This is a genomic window from Vibrio sp. S234-5 (genome assembly GCF_000960595.1).
GTDB lineage: Bacteria > Pseudomonadota > Gammaproteobacteria > Enterobacterales > Vibrionaceae > Vibrio.
This window is the reverse complement of the sequence record NZ_JZAM01000168.1, coordinates 78,624-96,830: the sequence shown is the minus strand read 5'-3', so window position 1 is coordinate 96,830 and position 18,207 is coordinate 78,624. Positions and strand designations below refer to the sequence as shown.

18 protein-coding genes are annotated in these 18,207 nt (G+C 48.3%); 4 read left to right on the top strand and 14 right to left on the bottom strand.

Annotation, left to right across the window (positions count from 1 at the left end; genetic code table 11):
• Positions 1-30: 30 nt before the first annotated feature.
• The 8 genes from sspB to zapE all read right to left on the bottom strand — a co-directional run bounded on the left by sspB (position 31) and on the right by zapE (position 6,367).
• On the bottom strand, positions 31-519 hold the full coding sequence (sspB, locus tag UF06_RS07485) for a ClpXP protease specificity-enhancing factor (protein WP_045569880.1): 489 nt from the start codon (positions 517-519) through the stop codon (positions 31-33).
• Between the two features lie 3 nt (positions 520-522).
• A complete protein-coding gene (sspA, locus tag UF06_RS07480) occupies positions 523-1,158 on the bottom strand; it encodes a stringent starvation protein SspA (RefSeq protein ID WP_045569879.1) in 636 nt (211 codons plus the stop codon).
• A gap of 98 nt (positions 1,159-1,256) precedes the next feature.
• Positions 1,257-1,994 (bottom strand): cytochrome c1, encoded by a 738-nt coding sequence (locus UF06_RS07475; RefSeq protein ID WP_045569878.1) that lies wholly within the window; start codon positions 1,992-1,994, stop codon positions 1,257-1,259.
• The gene (locus UF06_RS07470) at positions 1,991-3,256 is read right to left on the bottom strand and encodes a cytochrome bc complex cytochrome b subunit (RefSeq protein WP_045569877.1); all 1,266 of its coding nucleotides are present in this window, start codon (positions 3,254-3,256) and stop codon (positions 1,991-1,993) included. The genes UF06_RS07475 and UF06_RS07470 overlap by 4 nt, the downstream gene beginning before the upstream one ends.
• Positions 3,256-3,846, bottom strand: coding sequence for a ubiquinol-cytochrome c reductase iron-sulfur subunit (petA, locus tag UF06_RS07465; RefSeq protein ID WP_045569876.1), 591 nt, complete (start codon positions 3,844-3,846; stop codon positions 3,256-3,258). Before petA ends, UF06_RS07470 begins: the two co-directional genes overlap by 1 nt.
• Positions 3,847-4,175: 329 nt before the next feature.
• Positions 4,176-4,568, bottom strand: coding sequence for a 30S ribosomal protein S9 (gene rpsI / locus UF06_RS07460; RefSeq protein WP_039423934.1), 393 nt, complete (start codon positions 4,566-4,568; stop codon positions 4,176-4,178).
• Positions 4,569-4,583: 15 nt separating this feature from the next.
• Positions 4,584-5,012: a 50S ribosomal protein L13 gene (rplM, locus tag UF06_RS07455; RefSeq protein ID WP_039423932.1), complete on the bottom strand. Its 429-nt coding sequence runs from the start codon at positions 5,010-5,012 to the stop codon at positions 4,584-4,586.
• A 251-nt stretch (positions 5,013-5,263) separates the two neighbouring features.
• On the bottom strand, positions 5,264-6,367 hold the full coding sequence (zapE, locus tag UF06_RS07450) for a cell division protein ZapE (protein WP_045569875.1): 1,104 nt from the start codon (positions 6,365-6,367) through the stop codon (positions 5,264-5,266).
• A gap of 159 nt (positions 6,368-6,526) precedes the next feature.
• On the opposite strand from zapE, the gene zapG reads away from it, so the two are divergent.
• From zapG to degS, 3 genes are all read left to right on the top strand, one after another.
• The gene (gene zapG / locus UF06_RS07445) at positions 6,527-6,976 is read left to right on the top strand and encodes a Z-ring associated protein ZapG (RefSeq protein ID WP_045569874.1); all 450 of its coding nucleotides are present in this window, start codon (positions 6,527-6,529) and stop codon (positions 6,974-6,976) included.
• A 150-nt stretch (positions 6,977-7,126) separates the two neighbouring features.
• Entirely contained in the window at positions 7,127-8,494 is a 1,368-nt protein-coding gene (locus UF06_RS07440; protein WP_045569873.1) for a DegQ family serine endoprotease, read from the top strand.
• Positions 8,495-8,612: 118 nt separating this feature from the next.
• A complete protein-coding gene (gene degS, locus UF06_RS07435; RefSeq protein WP_045569872.1) occupies positions 8,613-9,680 on the top strand; it encodes an outer membrane-stress sensor serine endopeptidase DegS in 1,068 nt (355 codons plus the stop codon).
• A gap of 42 nt (positions 9,681-9,722) precedes the next feature.
• Here the strand turns inward: degS and parC are convergent, their stop codons facing one another.
• The 6 genes from parC to nudF all read right to left on the bottom strand — a co-directional run bounded on the left by parC (position 9,723) and on the right by nudF (position 16,619).
• Positions 9,723-11,999 carry a DNA topoisomerase IV subunit A gene (parC, locus tag UF06_RS07430; RefSeq protein WP_045569871.1) on the bottom strand — a complete coding sequence of 759 codons (2,277 nt, stop codon included), beginning with the start codon at positions 11,997-11,999 and terminating at the stop codon, positions 9,723-9,725.
• Positions 12,000-12,002: 3 nt separating this feature from the next.
• Positions 12,003-13,883 carry a DNA topoisomerase IV subunit B gene (gene parE / locus UF06_RS07425; protein WP_045569870.1) on the bottom strand — a complete coding sequence of 627 codons (1,881 nt, stop codon included), beginning with the start codon at positions 13,881-13,883 and terminating at the stop codon, positions 12,003-12,005.
• Positions 13,884-14,108: 225 nt separating this feature from the next.
• A complete protein-coding gene (gene yqiA, locus UF06_RS07420; protein WP_045569869.1) occupies positions 14,109-14,699 on the bottom strand; it encodes an esterase YqiA in 591 nt (196 codons plus the stop codon).
• Between the two features lies 1 nt (position 14,700).
• Positions 14,701-15,516 (bottom strand): 3',5'-cyclic-AMP phosphodiesterase, encoded by an 816-nt coding sequence (gene cpdA / locus UF06_RS07415; RefSeq protein ID WP_045569868.1) that lies wholly within the window; start codon positions 15,514-15,516, stop codon positions 14,701-14,703.
• Positions 15,517-15,534: 18 nt separating this feature from the next.
• The gene (locus tag UF06_RS07410) at positions 15,535-15,984 is read right to left on the bottom strand and encodes a DUF1249 family protein (RefSeq protein WP_039440701.1); all 450 of its coding nucleotides are present in this window, start codon (positions 15,982-15,984) and stop codon (positions 15,535-15,537) included.
• Positions 15,984-16,619, bottom strand: a complete 636-nt coding sequence (gene nudF, locus UF06_RS07405; RefSeq protein WP_045569867.1) for an ADP-ribose diphosphatase — start codon at positions 16,617-16,619, stop codon at positions 15,984-15,986. The genes UF06_RS07410 and nudF overlap by 1 nt, the downstream gene beginning before the upstream one ends.
• 228 nt (positions 16,620-16,847) lie before the next feature.
• On the opposite strand from nudF, the gene tolC reads away from it, so the two are divergent.
• Positions 16,848-18,173 (top strand): outer membrane channel protein TolC, encoded by a 1,326-nt coding sequence (gene tolC / locus UF06_RS07400; protein WP_045569866.1) that lies wholly within the window; start codon positions 16,848-16,850, stop codon positions 18,171-18,173.
• Positions 18,174-18,207 lie beyond the last annotated feature (34 nt).

Below are 18,207 nucleotides of genomic sequence, written 5' to 3'. Positions count from 1 at the left end.
TTCGCTGCTTTTTGTTTTACCTGATCACACTTATTTGACCACTCGTAAGCTTGGCTTGCCTTTAGGTCGAGTAGGTTCAGGATTAGAGTTTTCTGTTGAAGCCGTGTCTGAATCAAGGTCATCTAATGACAACTCCGAATCATCTACGTCTTCAAGCCACTCTTCTTCAATCTCACCAGTCACGTTAGTGTAGGCTTCTTCTGGCTCAAACATGGTGCCTGCGCCGTTCTCTCGAGCATAAATAGCCAACACAGCATGAAGCGGCACGATGACGGAATGAGGACGACCACTAAAGCGAGCATGGAACGAAATCGCCTCGTTGCCAAGTTCAAGCTGACCTACCGCTCTTGGCGCAATATTTAAGATGATCTGTCCATCTTGAACAAACTCAAGCGGCACTCTAACACCAGGCATTGTCGCCTGAACCACCAAATGTGGGGTCAGATCGTTGTCCACCAGCCAATCATAAAATGCACGGAGCATATATGGGCGGCGGGCAGTCATATTAGCAATTTCCATAACTTAACGAACCAGACGCATCTCACGTTCAGCTTCAGTCAAAGAAGCAAGGAATGAATCACGTTCAAAAACACGGTTCATGTAAGTCTTTATTTCCTTGGAACCAGGGCCAACTAGCTCAATACCCAATTGAGGCAAACGCCACAATAATGGGGCAAGATAGCAATCGACCAAGCTGAATTCTTCACTCATGAAGTACTCATACTCACCAAAAAGTGGCCCTAATGTCAGTAGATCATTACGTAGTTTGATACGCGCTTTTTCTGACTCTTCACCGTTGCCTTTCGCCACTACCTGTGCTAACGAATACCAGTTACGTTCGATACGGTACATCATCAGACGGCTGTTACCGCGAGCAACAGGGTATACAGGCATCAATGGTGGGTGTGGGAAGCGCTCATCCAAGTACTCCATGATGATCTTAGAGTCGTATAATGCCAGTTCGCGATCAACCAGAGTTGGCACTGACTTATAAGGATTTAGCTCGATAAGCTCTGCTGGTAAGTTGGTTTCATCAACCAGTTCAACCTCAACACTTACCCCTTTCTCAGCCAGAACAATACGCACCTGGTGGCTGTACAAATCTGATGCACTTGAGAATAAAGTCATCACAGAACGTTTATTGGCAGCTAAAGCCATGGGCCCTCCAGTACACTTAGGATAGAAAAAAACAATGGAGGCTAAGCCTCCATTGATCTGTCAATAAAATTGAGAATTAGCGCAGCATGATAGCACAATTAATGCACATCGCGCCAATACTCTTTCTTCAGCATCACAACCACGATAGTAAACAGCACAAGGAAGGCCATAACCCACCAGCCAAGATTATGACGCTCGAGTTTCACTGGGTCACCCGAGTAAACGAGGAAGTTAACCAGATCAAGCACAGCTCTGTCGTATTCGCCTTTGCTCAGCTCACCAGTACCGTCACTTTCGGTGCCAACCACAACTTGCACTTCGTGACCGTCAACAACTTTGGTTTCGTACACTGGTGTTGGGATGCCTTGTAACTCTTCTAGCACATGAGGCATACCTACGCTTGGGAAAACGATGTTGTTCACACCAAACGGACGCGACGGATCCACATAAAACGAACGCAAGTACGTGTAAATCCAGTCGGCACCACGCACACGAGCAACCAGGGTCAAATCTGGTGGTGGAGCACCAAACCAGTTTGCCGCTTGTTTAGGCGGCATGGCATTGACCATCAAGTCACCAATTTTCGACTCCGGATTAAACATCAGGTTTTCTTTCATCAGATCTGTTGGAATACCGATGTCATTGGCAACTCGCTCATAACGCTGATATTGCGTTGAGTGGCAGCCGAAACAGTAGTTCATAAACAGTTTAGCGCCGTTTTGCAGCGATGCCTGATCGGATAGGTCAACATTTGCCTTATCCAAGTGAACATTAACACCCGCCGCCATCGCCAGTGATGGCAACATCGCAAACAGAATTACAATCCATTTCTTCATTTGAATGTCACCCTCTCTGGTAATGGTTTTGTTGCTTCGTTCTTGCTGTACACATACAGAAGAATGAAGAACATGAAATAACCTAAGCTAAAGATCTGCGCGAGCAATGTGTATGTTGGGGTTGCAGGCAACGCACCAAGAATACCCAAAGCAATGAAGCTGATCGTAAACTGGATGATGTTAATCAAATGAATTTTGCTACGGTAACGGTAAGAGCGAACTTTACAACGATCAAACCACGGTAGTAGGAACAAGAAGACAATCGAAAGTCCCATCGCAACGACACCAATCAACTTGTCAGGTACCGCGCGCAAAATTGCGTAAAACGGGGTGAAGTACCACACTGGTGCAATGTGTGCTGGTGTTTTCAATGGGTTTGCTGCTTCAAAGTTAGGTGGCTCAAGGAAGTAACCGCCCATCTCTGGATTAAAGAACAACACGTAACAGAACAAGAATAGGAAGCCTGCGACGCCCACCAAATCTTTCACCGTTCCGTATGGGTGGAATGGAATCGAATCGATGATGTCGTATTTGTTTGAGTAGTACTCATGGAACTTGAACTGCGACTTGTAATCCGCGCCCATTTTACCTTTTGGCAACTTGGTCTCGATACCGTCTGGGTTGTTCGACCCCACTTCGTGTAGAGCAAGAATGTGCAACACGATAAGTAGTAGCAATACAATCGGCAAAGCAATAACGTGCAGCGCAAAGAAGCGGTTTAGCGTCGCGCCTGAGATGATGTAGTCACCACGAATCCACAGAGTAAGATCATCGCCGATAACCGGAATCGCACCAAACAGCGAAATAATTACCTGCGCGCCCCAGTAAGACATTTGGCCCCAAGGCAGTAGGTAACCCATAAAGGCTTCTGCCATCAGCACCAAAAAGATCAACATGCCGAAGATCCATAGCAACTCGCGTGGCTTCTGGTATGAGCCGTAAATCAAGCCACGGAACATATGCAGATAAACCACCACGAAGAATGCAGACGCGCCAGTTGAGTGCATGTAACGCAACAACCAGCCGTATTCCACATCGCGCATGATGTATTCGATTGAAGCAAACGCACCTTCACCCGAAGGAACGTAGTTCATCGTCAGCCAAATCCCCGTTAGGATCTGATTGACAAGAACAAGCATGGCTAAAGAACCAAAAAGGTACCAAAAATTGAAGTTCTTTGGCATAGGGTATTCGGATAAATGCTTTTTGTAAGCATTCATCGCTGGGATTCGTTTCTCAACCCAATCTAACAGTGCTTGCATTATGCATCTCCCTCGTCAACACCGATAAGAAGCTTGTCATCGCTCAAATACATGTGTTTAGGAATAACTAGGTTCAATGGAGCAGGAACGCCCTGGAATACTCGCCCAGCCATGTCAAACTTAGAACCATGACATGGACAGAAGAAGCCCGACTTAACCCCTTGAACTTGCTCTGAGAAAGAATCCGGTAAATACGTTGGGGAACATCCCAAGTGTGTACAAAAACCAACCGCAATGAAAAACTCAGGCTTAATTGAGCGAAACTCATTCTGAGCATAAGCTGGTTGTTGTTCCATTTCGGACTGAGGATCACGAAGTTGACCACCAATCGTTTTCAGGTTTTCCAGAACTTCTTGTGTGCGGCGTACAACCCAAACAGGTTTGCCTTGCCACTCGACGCGAATCATCTGACCGGCTTCAATTTTACTGATATCCACTTCCACCGGCGCACCCGCTGATTTCGCTTTGGCACTCGGATTCCAGGATTTGATAAAAGGAACGGCGACGGCAGCTGCCCCCAACCCACCAACCACTGCGGTTGTTGCGGTCAGAAAACGCCTGCGGCCGTTATTTAAAGGCGCGTTGCTCATCCAAACATTCTCCCATTTGCTCCTTTTGGATCGTGATTGTTCCGCTAATAGAGCATGGCTAACAAAATATGAATCTAGTTCTATTTATTGACGAGAAATGATAAATAAAACCCTACTTTTTGACAAGATAAAGCTACCTTTTTGTAACATTTGTGAGGCAAATCGCTCACGTCGTCACAAAAGCGGCAAAATTCTAAATATTTGATGTGAGGTGTAACAAAGAAAGGAGAATAACTAATTCAAAATAAACAAAAAGCTCGGCATATAGCCGAGCTTTGAACCACAATTTCCATGGATAAATCCAAGAGAAATTCTCTGTAAGCGTAAGATTAACGCTTAGAGAACTGTGGACGACGACGTGCTTTACGTAGACCCACTTTCTTACGTTCAACGCAACGAGCGTCACGAGTAACGTAGCCAGCAGCACGTAGAGCAGGACGTAGAGATTCATCGTATTCCATTAGAGCACGAGTGATACCGTGACGGATTGCACCCGCTTGACCAGAAATACCGCCACCTTTTACAGTTACGTATAGATCTAGTTTCTCTACCATGTCTACCAATTCAAGAGGTTGCTTAACAACCATGCAAGAAGTTGGACGACCGAAGTACTCTTCAAGCGCACGCTTGTTGATTACGATGTTGCCGCTGCCTGGTTTGATGAAAACACGTGCAGCTGAGCTTTTGCGACGGCCAGTGCCGTAGTATTGATTCTCTGCCATTTTCGAAATCCCCAATTAGATGTCTAGTACTTTTGGTTGTTGAGCAACATGGTTGTGCTCAGCGCCAGCGTAAACTTTCAGCTTACGGTACATAGCACGGCCTAGAGGACCACGTGGTAGCATACCTTTAACTGCCAGCTCAATGACCATTTCTGGTTTACGAACAATCAGCTTGTCAAAAGTGATTGACTTAATACCACCAGGGAATTCAGTGTGACGGTAGTAAGTTTTTGCTGCAGCTTTGTTACCAGTTACAGTAACTTTCTCCGCGTTTACAACGATGATGTAATCACCAGTGTCAACGTGTGGAGTGTACTCAGCTTTGTGTTTGCCACGTAGGCGAGATGCAATTTCACTTGCTAGACGGCCAAGAGTTTTACCTTCAGCGTCTACAACATACCAGTCGCGTTTTACAGTTTCTGGTTTAGCAACGAAAGTTTTCATGCTAATAATAACCCGTTAATTCAAATTTAAACTTTAAAGGAACACACCGCTGTGCTCCCACACTGTCTAAGAGCCCAGTCATCACCCCTTCGAGCGGTTGGCACTCTCGACCTTCTATCTCGAATAACTTCGATAATCAGGTCTGCAGTAACGGTGGGTCGCAGGATTATAGAGAAGGGCGAAGAAAAAATCACCTTTTTTTGCACTCAATCACTAATTTTTTCTGCGTATTTTCCTCGAAAGGCTGAAACCTAAGCCAAGTGTTCTTTAGCTAAGTACTCATGACTTTGCATTTCCGTTAAGCGAGACAAACACCGTTTAAATTCGAACTCTAGCCGTCCTTGGGTGTAGAGCATCGCCATCGGCACTTGGGCAGAAATGATCAGTTTGACGTGACGTTCATAGAACTCATCCACCAACGCGATAAAACGCCTAGCCGCATCGTCAATTTTGTTGTCCATTTGCTGAACGTCCGCTAACAACACTGTGTGGTATATCTTTGATATTTCTATATAGTCATTCTGACTTCTTGCCGTTTGACAAAGCTGAGCAAACGTTGCGTACAGCACGCCATTACTGGCTTCAACCACCTCTATCTGGCGATGATTGATCTCGACTGAGGTGTGCTTATGGCTATCGTCACCCGACAGTTGTTGGTAGTAGCGTTGCAAATTGCGGCTTGCATCTGCATCTAACGGGTGATGATAAATTTCAGCTTGCTGCAAGGTTCTTAGGCGATAGTCGATGCCGCTATCGACGTTAATCACCTGACAATGCGTTTCGATCAGTTCAATCGCAGGTAGAAAACGTGCACGTTGCAAACCATTGCGATAGAGATCTTTTGGCTCAATATTCGACGTCGCGACCAAAATCATCCCTCTTTTGAACATTTCCTGCATCAAGGTACCAAGGATCATGGCATCGGTAATATCGGAAACAAAGAATTCATCAAAACAGACAATGTCCGCTTCCTGTTTAAAACGCTCCGCCACCTTTTCTAGCGGATTCTCCACCTCAGCCAGTTTTTTCAACTCGTCATGCACCCGATACATGAAACGGTGAAAGTGCACTCGCATCTTACGCTGGGTTGGCAAAGCGTCGAAAAAGGTATCCATTAGATAGGTTTTGCCCCGCCCGACGCCGCCCCAGAAGTAAAGCCCTTGAGGCACCTTAGGACGAGATGGCTTCTTTCCTAGCCATTGTTGCCAGCGAGGCACACTTTCAACTGGCGTAGCGGAATATTGGATAAATTGGTGAAAAAGCGAGTCTAACGCCCGCACGGCTTGGTATTGAGCAGGATCTTTTTTAAAGCCTTGATGCTCGATATCGTGTTCGTATTTTTCTAATGGGCTCATTGTTGTCATACCAAAACAGGACAAAGCGATACAATTACTAGGATGAGAAATCGGTGTTGCTATTTTTCTTTATTGACCACTTTTCCCATAGTAACATGGTCACGCAATACGTGTAACTAAGCAGTAAAAAACATGTTAAAACAACTATAAGGAGCTGTTATGCCTTGGATGTATGCCATCGTAGGCTTGCTGGTCGGTGCGATTGTCGGCGTTATAATTTCCAGACTGACTACCCCCGAATACAAGAAACAGAAATCGGTCAAAAAGGAGCTGGAAGTCGCTAAATATGCGCTGGAACAGCAACGTCAAGAACTGGCGGACCACTTTGCTCAAACCGCAGAATTACTTGAAACGCTAGGCAAGGACTACAGTAAGCTGTATCAGCACATGGCGAAGACCTCAGCTGACTTGCTGCCAAACCTGCCCGAACAAGATAATCCTTTTGATAAAAAAGCGATTACTTCAGAGAGTGAAACCACAACTGAGGCACAGTCTGAAGGCATGACGGAGCAACCGAAAGATTATGCCAATGGAGCAACTGGCCTTTTTAGCGGTGAGAAAAAAGAGATTTTAACGGCAACTGACGCAGTAACCGCTAAAGCGTCGTAAAATTTCTGCTGAACTTTTCAAAGGTTTTTGAGTCCCAACTCACACTAGTGTCTATTGAAAACTGTTTGTGGCGCCAATATGAATAGCAATAAGCTTATTCGTTTGAGCCAATCTCCCTTGCAATAGACCTTATTTATGAGGAGTTATCGGATGAAAAAACCTTTGCTTGTTTTAACCGCCCTTTCACTGAGCTTAAGCTCTGCGCTTGCACCACTCCCCGTCAGTGCGGCTTTTCCTGCCGCAGTGAATGGACAAGAGTTACCCAGCCTCGCCCCCATGCTTGAGCGCGTCACCCCCGCGGTCGTGAGTATTGCCGTGGAAGGTAAACAAGTTGAACGCTCACGCATTCCCGAGCAATTTCAATTTTTCTTCGGTCCAGACTTTCCCACAGAGCAAGTGCGCGAACGACCATTTCGCGGACTCGGTTCTGGTGTGATCATTAATGCGGATAAGGGCTACATCGTCACCAACTATCACGTCATCAAAGGCGCGGATAGCATCCGTATACAACTTCATGATGGCCGTGAAGCCGATGCTGAGCTGATGGGTGGAGACGAGATGTCGGATATCGCGTTGCTGAAAGTGAGCGATGTTAAGGATCTGACCGAGATTAAGATTGCCGATTCCGATCAACTGCGCGTCGGAGATTTTAGCGTTGCCATCGGTAATCCCTTCGGTTTAGGGCAGACCGTCACCTCAGGGATCGTTTCAGCACTGGGGCGCAGCGGCCTTAATATCGAAAATTTCGAGAACTTTATTCAAACGGATGCCGCCATCAACAGCGGAAACTCCGGTGGTGCCTTAGTCAATCTGAACGGTGAGCTTATTGGCATCAATACCGCTATCTTAGGCCCCAGCGGTGGCAACGTCGGGATCGGCTTTGCCATTCCATCGAACATGATGAAAAACCTCACCGACCAAATTCTGGAATTTGGTGAAGTGAAGCGCGGCATGCTCGGAGTACAAGGCGGTGAAATCACCTCAGAGCTTGCTGACGCTTTGGGTTATCACTCAAGCAAAGGGGCGTTTGTCAGCCAAGTCGTCGAAGATTCGGCAGCCGATAAAGCGGGCATCAAGGCTGGTGATATTATTGTCTCGCTCAACGGCAAGAAGATTGAGACCTTCTCTGAACTAAGAGCCAAAATTGCGACACTAGGCGCTGGCAAAGAGATCAAACTCGGTGTTATCCGTGATGGCAAAGACAAAGAGTTTAAAGTCACCTTGGGTGAATCCCAGCAAACCAAAGCCAAAGCGGACAAAATGCATGAAGGGCTAGCAGGAGCGGAGTTAGCCAATACTAGCAGCTCAGACCGTATTGCTGGGGTAAAAGTGGTTGAAGTCGCAGACAATTCACCGGCTGCCCGCTACCAGTTGAAAAAGGATGACATCATTATCGGCGTGAACCGCCAGCGCGTGAAAAACTTAGCTGATTTCCGCACCATAGTGGAAAAACAAACCGGTGTACTGGCACTGAATATTCAGCGTGGTGAACGCACTATCTACCTCGTGATTCGTTAATCTCGCTGAGACTTCACTAACTTAGGGCAGTCTTGCATAGGCTGCCCTTTTATTATTTCTGTCGGTAGTGCTATTCTTCACCCTTGTTTGCAAATTGTTCCGTTTTTGTGGAGAGGGTATGGTGAACTTTCTTTTGCGTTCTATTTTATTGGGGCTGATGACAGCAGCATTGGTGTTGCTGGCGGTTCCCTCTTTACGCAGCAAAGTCTTGACCACCCCTTTAGATCCGGTCCCTCAAGATGCCGCAACGATGCAAATCTCCTTTAACCAAGCCGTGCACAATGCCGCGCCAGCGGTGGTGAACATTTACAGCCGTAAATATGTAGAAAATGATCGCAGTAAGCTTTCCACGCAAGGGTTAGGCTCTGGGGTGATTGTCAGCGAAAAGGGCTACATCATCACCAATTATCATGTCGTCGCTCAGGCCGATCAAATTGTGGTCGCGTTGCAGGATGGTCGAGTCGCCGCGGCTCAATTAGTGGGGAAAGACCGCCGCACCGACATCGCTATTTTGCGTATTGAAGGCAGCAACTTTCCGGTTATTCCGCTAAATCCCAATTACAAAGCCAAGGTCGGTGATGTCGTTTTGGCGATTGGCAACCCGTACAACTTAGGCCAAACCACCACATTTGGTATTATTTCTGCGACCGGTCGTTCTTCGATCAGTGCCGATGGCCGTCAAGCGTTTATTCAAACCGACGCCGCCATCAACGAAGGTAACTCTGGTGGGGCTTTGGTCAATACTCGCGGAGAGTTGGTCGGCATCAATACCGCCTCTTTCCAGCAAGCTACCGACATGGAAACCTACGGTATCTCTTTTGCTATTCCTTATTTGCTGGCCGATAAAATCATGCAAAAGATCATCGCCGATGGACGAGTCATTCGCGGCTACATTGGCATTGATGGACAAGACATCAACGCCGTAACCGCTCGTTTATTGGGAAATGAGCACATTGGCGGGATTGTGGTGTTAGGCGTTGATCCAAACGGCCCGGCGGCCAAAGCGGGCTTTCAGCCACAAGACATCATCATTAGTATTGATGGCAATAAGATCCAAGGACGGCAAAGCGTGATGGACATTGTCACCGATTTACGCCCAGGCACAACAACCGATGTTGGTGTGATTCGCAAGGGCCAAGAAATCACGTTGCAAGTGACCATCGCCGAAGATGCGCGAGAAATCTAACCGTATAAAATGAGAAACCCCAGCGCTATGCTGGGGTCTGCTTTACTCTTGCTCTGGCGCAAGCTCAGTGTCGGAGGATTCAATTTCGATCCGAGTAACCCGCTGCAAGCCACGCGGCAGCAACCCACCACGACGACCACGTTCACCACGGAAATTCTCCAGATCGCTCGGTTTGAGTCCCAGTTTACGTTTGCCAGCATATAGGGTTAATGACACCCCTTTGGGCAACGCGACAAGGTGAGACAACACTTCCTCTTTCGATTTGGCTTTGGCCGCGGGGATATTGATGATCTTGTTGCCTTTGCCTTTACCAAGCTGCGGCAAATCCTTGATCGGGAACATCAACATGCGCCCTTGGTTAGTAATCGCAAGGATGTCATCATTATCCAGATCCAGCACCGCCGATGGCGTCATCACTTCGGCATTTTCTGGTAAGGTGACGAGCGCTTTACCGCTGCGGTTTTTCGACAGCAGATCGCTGCCTTTACACACAAAGCCGTAACCGGCATCTGAGCCCACCAGCCACAGTTGATCCTCTTCTCCCATCACCAGTTGACGAATACTGCTACCCGGCGTGATGTTGAGTCGACCAGTAATTGGCTCTCCTTGCCCGCGCGCGGACGGTAAGGTGTGTGATTCGAGTGAATAGCTGCGCCCATCCGAGCCAAACAGCACCACTTGCTGGTTACTCTTACCGCATGCATGAGCAAGATAGCTATCGCCCGCTTTGTAGCTTAGCCCTTCGCAATCGACTTCATGTCCTTTGGCATGACGGATCCAACCTTTTTCCGACAGCACCACAGTGATCGTTTCATTTGGCAGCAAATCACGCTCGGTGAGCGCTTTCGCTTCTTCACGTTCAATAAGCGGAGAGCGGCGATCATCACCGAATTTCTCAGCGTCAGCCTTGATCTCTTTTTTCAACAACGTATTCAAACGGCGCTCTGAGCCAAGTAACTCTTCGAGCTTCTTACGCTCTTTTTCCAGCTCATCCTGCTCACCGCGGATCTTCATCTCTTCGAGCTTCGCTAGGTGACGAAGTTTGGTATCCAGAATCGCGTCAGCTTGAATATCGGTAATGGCAAATCTCGCCATCAATACCGCTTTTGGATCATCTTCGGTACGAATGATCTCAATCACTTCATCGATGTTGAGATACGCTATCAATAAACCTTCTAAGATGTGCAAACGCGCCAGCACTTTATCCAAACGATATTGTAAGCGGCGGCGAACGGTTTCGCGGCGAAACTCAATCCATTCAGCCAGAATTTGCACTAAACCTTTGACCTGAGGACGGTTGTCGAGGCCAATCATATTGAGGTTTACTCGGTAGCTCTTCTCCAAGTCAGTTGACGCAAACAAATGGTTCATCAGTTGTTCACAATCGACACGGTTAGAGCGTGGCACAATCACGATGCGCGTTGGGTTCTCGTGATCCGATTCATCACGTAAATCTTCGACCATCGGCAGCTTTTTAGCGCGCATTTGCCCGGCGATCTGCTCAAGTAGCTTAGCGCCAGATACCTGATGTGGTAGCGCGGTGATGACGATATCAGCGCTCTCTTTATGCCATACCGCGCGCATTTTGATGCTGCCTCGGCCAGTGCGATAGATTTTCTCCAGATCTGACGCTGGTGAGGTAATTTCCGCTTCGGTTGGGTAATCCGGTCCTTTGACGAACTGCATCACGTCAGGCAGCGTTGCCTGTGGATGGTCAATCAGATGAATGGTTGCGTCCGCCACTTCACGCACGTTGTGCGGTGGAATGTCGGTCGCCATCCCCACCGCAATGCCTGTCACACCATTAAGCAAAATGTGCGGCAAACGCGCAGGCAACATTTTCGGCTCTTTCATCGTGCCGTCAAAGTTTGCTTGCCACTCAACCGTGCCTTGGCCCAACTCGCCAAGCAACACATCGGCAAATTTAGACAGTTTCGCTTCGGTATAACGCATGGCGGCGAACGATTTCGGATCGTCCGGCGCACCCCAGTTTCCTTGGCCATCCACTAGCGGATAACGGTAAGAAAATGGCTGTGCCATCAGCACCATCGCTTCGTAACAGGCAGAATCACCGTGCGGGTGATACTTACCCAGCACGTCACCAACCGTACGCGCCGATTTTTTGTATTTTGCAGACGCAGAAAGGCCGAGCTCTGACATCGCATAAATGATGCGACGCTGAACCGGTTTTAAACCATCGCCAATGTATGGCAAGGCACGGTCCATGATCACGTACATCGAGTAGTTGAGATAAGCGTCTTCAGTGAACTTGCGCATTGGCAACTGTTCGACGCCATCGTAGGTAATTTCTGTAGACATCTATTAAACCTCTGCCATATCGCCGTTGTTTTGCAACCAAGAACGACGATCGTCGGCGCGTTTTTTACCCAGCAGCATGTCCATCATTTCCATCGTCGCCTCGGAATCATCGATGGTGAGCTGCACCAGACGACGCGTATTCGGATCCATCGTGGTTTCACGCAATTGCAGCGGGTTCATTTCCCCCAAGCCTTTAAAGCGTTGCACGTTGATCTTGGCTCTCTTTTGACTGAGGCGCTCCAAAATACCCTCTTTTTCTGCATCATCGAGGGCGTAGAACACCTCTTTGCCACAGTCGATACGATACAGCGGCGGCATGGCGACGTAGATATGACCCGCTTCGACCAGAGCGCGGAAATGGCGGGTAAATAGCGCGCACAGCAGTGTGGCGATGTGCAATCCATCGGAGTCCGCATCAGCGAGGATACAGATTTTGCCGTAGCGCAGGCTTTCTAAGTTGTCGCTGTCGGGATCAATGCCTAGCGCGACCGAAATGTCGTGCACTTCCTGTGAAGCCAGCACTTGATCGGCCGAAACTTCCCATGTATTCAAAATCTTACCGCGCAGCGGCATCACCGCTTGGAACTCGCGATCGCGTGCTTGCTTAGCACTGCCGCCTGCCGAGTCCCCTTCGACGAAGAAGATTTCGGTACGGGCTAGGTCTTGTACGGTACAGTCGGTCAGCTTACCGGGTAAAGCGGGGCCTGATGCAATCTTCTTGCGCACCACTTTTTTGCTGGCACGCATGCGGCGGTGGGCGTTGGCAATGCACACTTCAGCCAGTTGCTCAGCGAGCTGCGGCTTTTCGTTAAGCCACAGGCTGAAAGTGTCTTTCACCACACCAGAGACAAACGCAGCGGTTTGACGAGACGATAGACGTTCTTTGGTTTGGCCAGCAAATTGCGGGTCTTGTATCTTCACCGACAAAACGTAGGCACAGCGGTCAAAAACGTCTTCCCCTGTCAGTTTTACCCCACGTGGCAGCAGATTGCGGAACTCGCAGAACTCGCGCATCGCGTCCAATAAACCTTGGCGCAAGCCGTTGACGTGCGTGCCGCCTTGCGCGGTCGGAATGAGGTTAACGTAACTTTCGGTGATCATTTCACCGCCTTCCGGCAGCCAAATGACCGCCCAATCTGCGGCTTCAGTTTCCGCCGAGAAAGCGCCGGTAAACGGCTCCTCGGGCAACAGGGTGTAGCCTTTCACGCCTTCAAACAGGTAGTCTTTCAGCCCGTCTTGATACAGCCACTGATACTCTTGGTTATTCACTTTATCGCTGAAAGTGATTTCTAATCCTGGGCACAGCACCGCTTTAGCACGCAAGTTATTGATAAGGCGTGTGACGGAAAAATTAGCGGAATCAAAGTATTTGGCGTCTGGCCAAAAGTGCACACTGGTACCGCGATTGCGTCGGCCGCACGTGCCCGTGACGGTAAGATCGGAAACTTTGTCACCATGTTCGAACGCAATTTCGTAAACTTGACCATCACGACGTACCGTCACCTCCACCCGTTTGGACAGAGCGTTGACCACGGAGATGCCTACCCCGTGTAGACCACCGGAAAACTGATAGTTTTTATTGGAAAATTTACCGCCAGCGTGCAGCTTACAGAGAATAAGCTCAACGCCCGAGACCTTTTCTTCCGGGTGGATATCGACAGGCATGCCGCGACCATCGTCGATCACTTCCAGTGATTGGTCTGCATGCAAGATGACTTGTACTTTGGAGGCATGTCCGGCCAGCGCTTCGTCGACACTGTTGTCGATCACCTCTTGACCTAAGTGGTTGGGGCGCGTGGTATCCGTATACATCCCTGGTCGGCGACGTACTGGCTCTAGACCATTCAGTACTTCAATGGCACCAGCATTATATTGTTCAGTCATAATACGGAATCGTTCTCAATATTTACCTGTTGTCTGTAGAACTTGCTCATCTTAAACACAGACAACGAAAAAGCTACCCTGTTACTCACAGGTTTGGCCCTGTGTACTACACGGTAGCTGGATTCGGAAAACATAGTCGGAAAGCGACCCGGCTATGTCAAGAAACGGTTGGATATGAGCGGCAAAACTATGAGCCTTCCCCAATCCTGTACAAAGTGAAGGGAGTTATAACTCAAGGAAAGTGATAATTTGCTCAGGATAACGTTCAAAACCAACAAAACTATGATCGCCCCCCTCTTCCACCGTCTGTCGGCTGGCAGAAAATTTGTCCACCGCCTGACGATAATCGAGCACTTCATCTCCGGTCTGTTGCAGCAGCCAGAAATCTTCTGGCGAAGCGATGCGTTTTACCTCAAGAGCTTTAAGCTCGTCAATATGCACGCTTTCAAGTGTATAGCTTTCGTGCGTATAGGGGTTGGTTTGCGGGCCAAGATAATCTACCAGCAGCTCGTAAGGTTTGACGGCCGGATTAACTACCACGACGCGAAAAGCAAATTGATCATTGAGCCAAGTCGACAAATACCCTCCGAGCGAACTGCCGACCAAACCAATTTGGTGCGTTGCGTGATACTGCGTAACCAGGGACAACAAAAAGTCGGCCGCTTGTTTAGGGAAACAGGGCAGTTGCGGTACCACCACTTCGATATCCGGACGATGCGACTGGCAGTATTGCTGCATCAATTGCGCTTTCAATGACAGCGGTGAGCTGTTAAAGCCGTGAATATACAGTAATAAAGAGGGCTTTTTCTCTGCCATATCAATATCCACTCGACGTAAAGTCGGGTAAAAAGCTTCCAGCGCTCAAACGCTGTACTTGGGTCGTGATCTCGCCATCGGCGTGCAACTGCAACTCTCGCCAACCGGGAGAGACATTATCCAAAGCGAAATCATCAGAGTTGGGTTTAAATTGAACACACGTTGATGGCGTGGACATCACGCGGATGCCGCGGTGCATACGATTCATATCCTGATGCACATGGCCACACACTATGCCTTTGACGTTGGGATAGCGATAAACGATCTCCCAAAATACCTCCGCATCTTTCAACGTGTGTTGGTCAAGCCAAGCGCTCCCCACCAGCAGCGGATGGTGATGAAGCAAAATTAAGGTATGTTTGCTTGGGTTGCTGGCCAGTTTTTCTTCCAATAAGATCAGTTGGCTGTCGCTTAAACGACCATGCGGCACGCCAACCACCTGAGAATCCAGCAAGACCATCTGCCAATGCTCGCCCAACGCGACATACTCTGGCGCGGTGATTTGCGCTGAAGGCAGTACACTCGACATATTCGGTTTATAGTCGTGGTTTCCCGGCAACCAGAAACACGGCTTTTGCAGTGGCGCGATGCCCTTTGCAAAATGCTGATAGGAGTGTGCGCTGTGGTCTTGTGAGATATCACCGGTTGCCAGCACATAATCAAACGCCACTTGGCGTTGCATGACCTGCTCGACGACCGCCTGAAAACTCTGAAGCGTTTTGACACTTAATAAACTGCCCTCATCGGTCGCAAACAGATGAGTATCGGTTATTTGCAGCAGCTTTATGCTGCTCGTGTCGCTGGTTGTATGTTGCAAAATGAAAACCTGACTCTGTTATTCTTCTTTAAATGTTATTGGCGCTCGACTGATGCCGCTCTTGAGGCAAAACGTGAGCCACTCACCGAGAAATGCATTGAGCTGATGTTTTTCATCTTTCTGCATTAACTTGTCATTCGGGTAGTCGTATTTCGCTTTAAAACGGGAGTGGTCGCCACTGGAGAGCACCTCAGCGACTCTGGCATCGTGATAAAGCCTGACAGACATCGTTGGCAAAGGAAATACTGGCGCCTCATCACTCTGACATACCTCCACTATCGTGGTGTATTTTGTGACCTCTTTCACTGTCAGTTGATAAACCATATTGGCCACTTGGTAACAGCGCACCTCGCCTACCTCTGCTTGAAAAGGCAACAGCGCGTTCAATTTGGCATAATTGGTCTCGTAGGTTCTCATTAACCCTGCCAAATCAACGTAATACGGCTTTTTAACTGCGACCTGCACCATCAACCCTTCTCCAACCACTGCGACTTTACCTGCAAGTGATTTAACTCCAACCATTGCAAAGCGATAATTGAGGCACCGTTCTCGATTTTACCTTCTCTTACTAAATCATACGCTTGCGAGCGGCTCATCACGTGAACACGAATATCCTCATCTTCATAGTCTAAACCATGAATGCCAGATGCTTGAGACGCATCAACTTCACCAATGAATACATCCAGTTTTTCAGAACATCCGCCCGCAGAAGGGTAGTAAGAGACAATCGCGTGGATATTTTTGACCGAAATCCCCGCTTCTTCTTCCGCCTCTCGACGTACCACCTGCTCAGCCGATTCGTCGCGATCGATCATGCCTGCGACGATTTCCATCTGCCACGGATGGTTGTGCTCTAAGGCGCCGACACGGATCTGCTCAATCAATACCACTTCATCGCGCACAGGATCATAAGGCAGCATTGCAGCAGCATGACCACGTTCAAACATTTCGCGTTCGATCACATTACTCCAGCCGCCAGCAAACAATTTGTGGCGAAATCGGTATTTCACCATTTTGAAGAAGCCTTTAAATAAGGTCTCTTTGGCCAGCACGTCTACATCGTTGGAAGTAAAAACACCGGGTTTATTGTCATACTGTTGCATCGGACACCTCACTGAGTGAATCTTGTAGTTTACTCACTGTTTAAACATGACTCAAAGGACTTGGCTCAACTTTTTATATAATTGTTCTAAAATTTTTTAGTAGCGACAACTTTTTTATTATACAAGTGGACAATTATTTAGAAAAAATGCAGAATTTAGGATAAATATCCAGCAACTTAGGTTAGACTCTTGGGAATTAATCAAACTATAAACGGCAGGAATGAAAAAATGAAAAAACTGCTTCCACTGCTTATTGGTGCAGTACTCGGCGGCCTCAACACATCGGCTTGGGCTGATTCTCTTGCGGAGATTTACGATCTCTCCAAACAAAACGATCCACAACTGCTGAGTGTCAAAGCAAAACGTGATGCTGCTTTTGAAGCGATCACGTCAAGTCGCAGCAGCTTGTTGCCACAAATTAATTTGACTGCTGGGTATAACCTGACCCGTGGGGATACCGATTTAGACGCGGGCGGTTCACGTGATAATGACCAAAATGCGCTCTCCGCAGGCATCAGTTTTTCTCAGGAACTCTACAAGCGTTCCTCTTGGATTACGCTAGACAACGCAGAGAAAACTGCTCGTCAAGCGGATGCCTCTTACGCGGCAACACAACAAGCTTTGATCCTGCGTGTCGCACAAGCGTATTTTGCGGTTCTTAAAGCGCAAGATAACTTGGATTTTGTCCGCGCAGAAAAAGCCGCCGTTGCGCGTCAGCTTGAACAAACAAAACAGCGTTTTGAAGTGGGCCTGTCCGCAATTACCGACGTACACGACGCGCAAGCGCAGTACGATGGCGTGTTGGCTGATGAAGTGTTGGCCGAAAACAGCCTAACCAACAGCTACGAAGCGCTGCGTGAGATCACAGGACAAGAGCACAAAAACCTGAATGTGCTGGACACCAAACGTTTCACTGCTAGCCGCTCGAGCACTCCTGCAGAAGCGTTGATCGAAGAGGCGCAAGAGAAAAACCTCAGCTTGCTGTCAGCACGTATTGCCACTGACATCGCCAAAGAGAACATCTCTCTGGCCAGCTCTGGTCATCTGCCTTCTCTCACGCTCGATGGTGGCTACAACTACGCCGATATTGGTAGCAGTGAAAATTCTGACGGCACAACCAACAACTTTAATATTGGCCTTAACCTGAATGTGCCACTGTACACTGGCGGTAATATCACCTCACAAACCAAACAAGCTGAGTTCAACTACGTAGCAACCAGCCAAGATTTGGAAGCCACTTACCGTGGTGTAGTCAAAGAAGTGCGCGCACAGAAGAATAACATCAATGCTTCAATCGGTGCGCTACGCGCTTATGAGCAATCCGTTGTCTCAGCGAAGTCAGCTCTGGAAGCAACCGAAGCGGGCTTTGATGTGGGTACTCGTACCATCGTTGACGTGTTAGACGCCACTCGCCGTCTCTACGATGCCAACAAAAACCTCTCTGATGCTCGTTACAACTACATTCTGAGCGTACTTCAATTGCGCCAAGCCATAGGAACCCTGAGTGAACAGGATATTCTCGATGTGGATGCGGGTTTGATTGCGAAAAAATAATCGCCCATGGTGAGCCAGTGTCTCTACTGGCTTG